Origin of the sequence: Brevundimonas sp. (genome assembly GCF_031082345.1) — a bacterium.
Taxonomy (GTDB): Bacteria; Pseudomonadota; Alphaproteobacteria; order Caulobacterales; family Caulobacteraceae; genus Brevundimonas.
On record NZ_JAVHLH010000211.1, the window covers coordinates 1 to 4809 of the forward strand.

The 4809-nt window shown below is 72.0% G+C and carries 5 protein-coding genes and 1 other RNA gene; 4 read left to right on the plus strand and 2 right to left on the minus strand.

The window, feature by feature from the left end; all coding sequences use genetic code 11:
- On the minus strand, positions 1–699 hold a 699-nt coding region (locus tag RDU12_RS12300; protein WP_308684851.1), incomplete at its 3' end, for a cytochrome c family protein.
- Between the two features lie 148 nt (positions 700–847).
- Between RDU12_RS12300 and RDU12_RS12305 the strand changes: the two genes are divergently transcribed.
- Both RDU12_RS12305 and RDU12_RS12310 read left to right on the plus strand, forming a co-directional pair.
- Entirely contained in the window at positions 848–1570 is a 723-nt protein-coding gene (locus tag RDU12_RS12305; protein WP_308684852.1) for a 3-deoxy-manno-octulosonate cytidylyltransferase, read from the plus strand.
- 137 nt (positions 1571–1707) lie between these two features.
- Positions 1708–2124, plus strand: coding sequence for a hypothetical protein (locus RDU12_RS12310; protein WP_300293318.1), 417 nt, complete (start codon positions 1708–1710; stop codon positions 2122–2124).
- Here the strand turns inward: RDU12_RS12310 and nudC are convergent.
- Positions 2121–3050: an NAD(+) diphosphatase gene (nudC, locus tag RDU12_RS12315; protein ID WP_308684855.1), complete on the minus strand. Its 930-nt coding sequence runs from the start codon at positions 3048–3050 to the stop codon at positions 2121–2123. The two genes, RDU12_RS12310 and nudC, sit on opposite strands and share 4 nt — an antisense overlap.
- A gap of 56 nt (positions 3051–3106) precedes the next feature.
- On the opposite strand from nudC, the gene ffs reads away from it, so the two are divergent.
- Both ffs and RDU12_RS12325 read left to right on the plus strand, forming a co-directional pair.
- An RNA gene (ffs, locus tag RDU12_RS12320) (signal recognition particle sRNA small type) lies at positions 3107–3202 on the plus strand.
- A gap of 172 nt (positions 3203–3374) precedes the next feature.
- Positions 3375–4809, plus strand: a 1435-nt coding sequence (locus RDU12_RS12325) for a DNA polymerase III subunit gamma/tau (RefSeq protein WP_308684857.1), incomplete at its 3' end; no start/stop codon positions are given.

Genomic DNA, 4809 nt, shown 5'->3' on the forward strand with positions numbered 1-4809 from the left:
CGTCTCCTGGATGGTCGACTGGCCGGCGGCGCCGGTGATAGGAACCTGGGGGCCCGTTCCGCTGGTCGGCGTGCCGGCCTCGACCGCGGCGCCTTCCGGCGCTTCCGCCGCGCCCTCGGCCGGAGCCGCGCCCGGCTGACGGGCCGGATCGGGGGCCGGAACGGCGTAGCCGGCCGAGCCCTGCGAACGCAGCCAGGCGATCAGATTGACGCGGGTCTGGGTGTCGCGGATGCCGGCGAACGACATCTTGGTGCCCGGGACGTGGCGGCCCGGCGCGGTCAGGAACTGGTCCAGCTCGTCGTAGGTCCAGGTCGGGGCCTCGGCGGCGTGGGCCTTCATCGCGTCCGAATAGGCGAAGCCCGCCGAATGCAGGACCGAAGCGCCGACGATGCCGTTCAGATTCGGGCCGGTGCCGTTGGCGCCGCCGGCGTTGACCGTGTGACAGGCCTGGCAGCGGGCGAAGGCGGCCTCGCCGGCGCCCAGATCGGCGGTCGGCAGCACCGTGCCCCAATCGGGCGGCAGCACGGCCGCCTCGGCGGCTCCGCCGGCGGCCTCTTCGGGCGCGTCGACGAAATAGCCCATCTTTTCAGGGGCTTCGTTGTGGTAAATCGCGCCCGTGACCTGCTGCACGCCGACGATCACGAAGGCGGTCGCCAGCACGGCGCCCAAAATCTTGTTTCCGTTAAGATCGCCGCTCATCCGCGTCGTCGCATCCCGTTCCTGAGGCCCGGCCACGAGGGCGGTCGGGCGAATTCTTGCGTGCGCGTCTCTTACACGCTAGCGCGGCCTTCGCAACTGGCCGCGGCGTCCGCAACGGCGTCGGGGCGTCGCAGGCGGAAATGCAACGATGAACCCTCTCGTTCTGATCCCGGCCCGGATGGCCGCGACCCGCCTGCCCGGCAAGCCGCTGGCGGATATCGGCGGACAGCCCATGATCGTGCGGGCCTGGCGCCGCGCGGTGGAGTCCGGACTGCCCGTCGCCGTCGCCGCGGGCGACCCGGAGATCGTCGCCGCGGTCGAGGCCGCCGGCGGCGTCGCCGTCCTGACCGATCCGGACCTGCCGTCCGGCTCGGACCGAATCCGCGCCGCCCTCGACGCCCTCGATCCCGACGGCCGCCACGACGCCGTGATCAACCTGCAGGGCGACATGCCGTTCGCCGACCCCGGCCTCGCCCTCGCCTGCGCCGCCCTGCTGCACGGCGAGCCGGAATGCGACATCGCCACCCTGGTGGCCCCCGAGGCCGACGCCTCGGACCGCGCCAATCCCGACGTGGTCAAGGCCGTGCTCGCCCTGCCCGAGGGCGAGCGCCACGGCCGCGCCCTCTATTTCACCCGCTCGACCCTGTACGGCGACGGCCCCGTCTGGCGCCACATCGGCCTCTACGGTTACCGCCGGGCCGCGCTCGAACGCTTCTGCGCCGCCCCGCCCTCGCCGCTCGAGCGCCGCGAGAAGCTGGAGCAGCTCCGCGCCCTCGAACTGGGCCTGCAGATCTGGGCCGCCGTCATCGACGCGGCGCCGCTGTCGGTCGACAGCCCGGCGGATCTGGAGGCGGCGCGGGCGAAAATCTGAGGGCGGCGACCGGGCGGTCGTCGGCTTCCGTCAGTTGCGCCGGCGCGTCCCCGCCCACAGGCTGCGACTCGGACGTCCCGCGTTGCCGGAACCGGCGTTCGATGACACGATCCGGCGGAAATCACAGGAGCGCACCCATGCTGAAGACCCTCGCCGCCGCCGCGTTCGCGCTCGCGACGCTTGTCGGCCCGGCCGCCGCCCAGGACGCGAGCGCCAACGCCATCGTCAACGCCCAGCTGGACGCGGCGACGACCGAGATCGGTCTGACGTCAGAGGCCCGCGTGTACGGCCGCTTGGCCCAGGACCGGGCGGAAATCGTGCGGATCGAGGTGGCCGGCGGCGACCTCTACTTCATCGGCGCCTGTGACAGGAATTGCAGCGACGTCGACCTGATCGTTCGCGACGCCTCGGGACGGGAACTCGATCGGGACCATGAACCCGACGACGTGCCGATCGCCGCCGTCCCGGGCGCGACGGCCGGCCGCTACACGGTCGAGGTGTCGATGGCCACCTGCGCCGGCGAATGCGACTGGGGCGTCGGCGTCTTCCGCTAGACCTCGAAGCCGTCGACCCAGGCCTGCAGCAGCGTCCGCGCGATGGCGATCTTCGGCGGCGCCTTGATCGTCGGATGGGTCCCCGCCAGACACGCCCGCGCCTCGTCCCGGGTCAGCCAGGCCACCGCCTCCAGTTCGGTCTGGTCCGGCGCGGCGTCCTCCGAATCGACCTCGCAGACCAGGCCGATCATCAGCTGCGACGGAAACGGCCACGGCTGGCTGGAGTGATAGCGCACCGCCGTCACCGTCAGCCCCGCCTCCTCCTCGATCTCGCGCGCGCAGGCCTCCTCGATGGTCTCGCCCGGCTCGAGGAACCCGGCCAGCGCAGACATCCGCCCCTCGGGCCAGCTCGCCTGGCGCCCCAGCAGGCAGCGGGGCTCATCGCCGCCCCTGTAGACCGCCAGCATGATGGTGACCGGGTCGACGCGGGGGAAATGCTCGGTCGAACAGGCGGGACAGACCCGCTTCCAGCCCCCGCAGGCGTCCTCGGTCTGGATGCCGCAGGCGGCGCAGAAGCCGTGCCGCCGGCGCCAGTCGAACAGCGATTTGGCCGTCCCCGCCATGGCCGCGTCCGGCCCGGGCAGCAGCATCGCCGCCTCGCGCATCTCGTGGAACACGCCCACGCCCCGCAGCGGCCCCGCCGTCGGATCGAGGGAGCCCTCGATCTCGACCGCGAACACCGGCGCCCCCTTCCACATCCCGAGGAATAGTTCGCGGTCCAGCGCCGTCGCCCGCGCCTGCGCCATCGGCAGCCACGCCAGCCGCGGCTCGCCCTCCGCCTCCAGCAACGGCCGCCCCTCCCACAGCACCAGCGCCAGCGCCTCCGGGTCGGCCGCCCGCTCGGCCAGCCAGTCGGGGTCGTTGCGAAGGTCGCCCGCCCGATCGAGCGGATTGCCGGCGAAGGTGTTCAGGGCGGTGAGGGGCATGGCTGCTCTCTAGCAAGGCCCCGCTTGCATCGGCGAGCCGGAATCGTCATATCTCCCCATGGAGATCGCGGGCGAAGGTTTCGCCAACCTGGTCAGGGCCGGAAGGCAGCAGCCACAACGAATTCCCCTTCGGGTCGCGGTCTCCACCTCTCTCTCCTTTTGGTGCGCTAACGCTCGCGACGCGGTCGCTCGCTGCTTGAGCGCATTTCCTCCCCACGCAGTGGGGAGGGGGACCGCGAAGCGGTGGAGGGGCTGTTTGACCCACCCACAACTCCCTTCCCGCAACCCCTTCGCCCCCGGCCCGCCCCGCGCTAAGACCATCCCATGAGCGACGTCGATCCGAGTCTCGAAGGCCCTCCGTGGGAGGAGGACGCGCCCGAAGTCGAGGAGCGCGACCCCAACACCGACGACATGTTCGGCGCGCCCGAGCCCGCCGGCATGCGCGAGGCCGAGGCGGCGACCGCGCCCGAAGCCCCCGCTCCCGTCGCCACGCCCGCCGAAAAGGCTCCGCCGAAACCCGCCGCCAAGGCCGCCGCAAAAGCCGCCCCGCCGGCCGACGACGGTCCCGCCGCCCACGTCGACGACGGCGCGGCCTACACCGTCCTGGCCCGCAAATACCGGCCGTTCACCTTCGGGGACCTGATCGGCCAGGAGGCCATGGTCCGCACCCTGACCAACGCCTTCTCGACCGGCCGCATCGCCCATGCCTTCATGCTCACCGGCGTCCGCGGCGTCGGCAAGACCACCACCGCCCGCCTGCTCGCCCGCGCCCTCAACAACGAGACCGACGTCATCGACCGGCCCTCGCTGGAGCTGACCGCCCACGGCCGGCACGACGCCGCCATCATGGCCGGCCAGCACATGGACGTGGTCGAGATGGACGCCGCCTCCCACACCGGCATCGACGGCATCCGCGACATCATCGAGAGCGTCCGCTACGCCCCGGTCGAGGCGCGCTACAAGGTCTATGTCCTCGACGAAGTCCACATGCTGTCGAACCAGGCCTTCAACGCCCTGCTGAAGACGCTGGAAGAACCGCCGCCGCACGCCAAATTCATCTTCGCCACCACCGAGATCCGCAAGGTGCCGGTGACCATCCTGTCGCGCTGCCAGCGCTTCGACCTGCGCCGCGTCGAGCCCGACATCCTCGTCGAACACCTCGCCCGCATCGCCGACCGCGAGGGAATGAAGATCGAACAGGACGCCCTCGCCCTGATCGCCCGCGCCGCCGAAGGGTCGGTGCGCGACGGCCTGTCCCTGCTCGACCAGGCCCTGGTCCAGGGCGACAAGAGCGAGACGGTCAAGACCGAGGTCGTGCGCGACATGCTCGGCCTCGCCGACCGCAGCCAGACGATCGCCCTGTTCGAATCGATCATGGCCGGCCGCACGCCCGAGGCGCTGGAGCTGTTCCGCACCCTCTACGGCTACGGCGCCGATCCGGTGCAGGTGACCAACGACCTGCTCGAACACTGCCACGCCGCCTCGGTGGCCAAGATGCTCGGCCCCCAGGCCACCCGCCTGCCCAACGACCAAGCCCAGAAGCTGACGGCGCTGGGCGCCGTGATCTCGGCCGGCACCCTGGCCCGCGTCTGGCAGATGCTGCTCAAGGCGCTGGACGAGGTCCGCCGCGCCCCCAACCCCGCCGACGCGGTCGAAATGGCCATCGTCCGCCTCGCCTACGCCGCCGACCTGCCGGGGCCGGAAGAGGCGCTCAAGGCCCTGCGCGACGGCGAGCCCATGCCCGGCGGCGGCGCGGCCC

What these genes read in the sequence shown, in the direction of transcription:
- RDU12_RS12305 (WP_308684852.1), top strand. Translation starts at nt 848, where the DNA reads ATGAACCCTCTCGTTCTGATCCCGGCCCGGATGGCCGCGACCCGCCTG.
- RDU12_RS12310 (WP_300293318.1), top strand. Translation starts at nt 1,708, where the DNA reads ATGCTGAAGACCCTCGCCGCCGCCGCGTTCGCGCTCGCGACGCTTGTC.
- nudC (WP_308684855.1), bottom strand. Translation starts at nt 3,050, where the DNA reads ATGCCCCTCACCGCCCTGAACACCTTCGCCGGCAATCCGCTCGATCGG.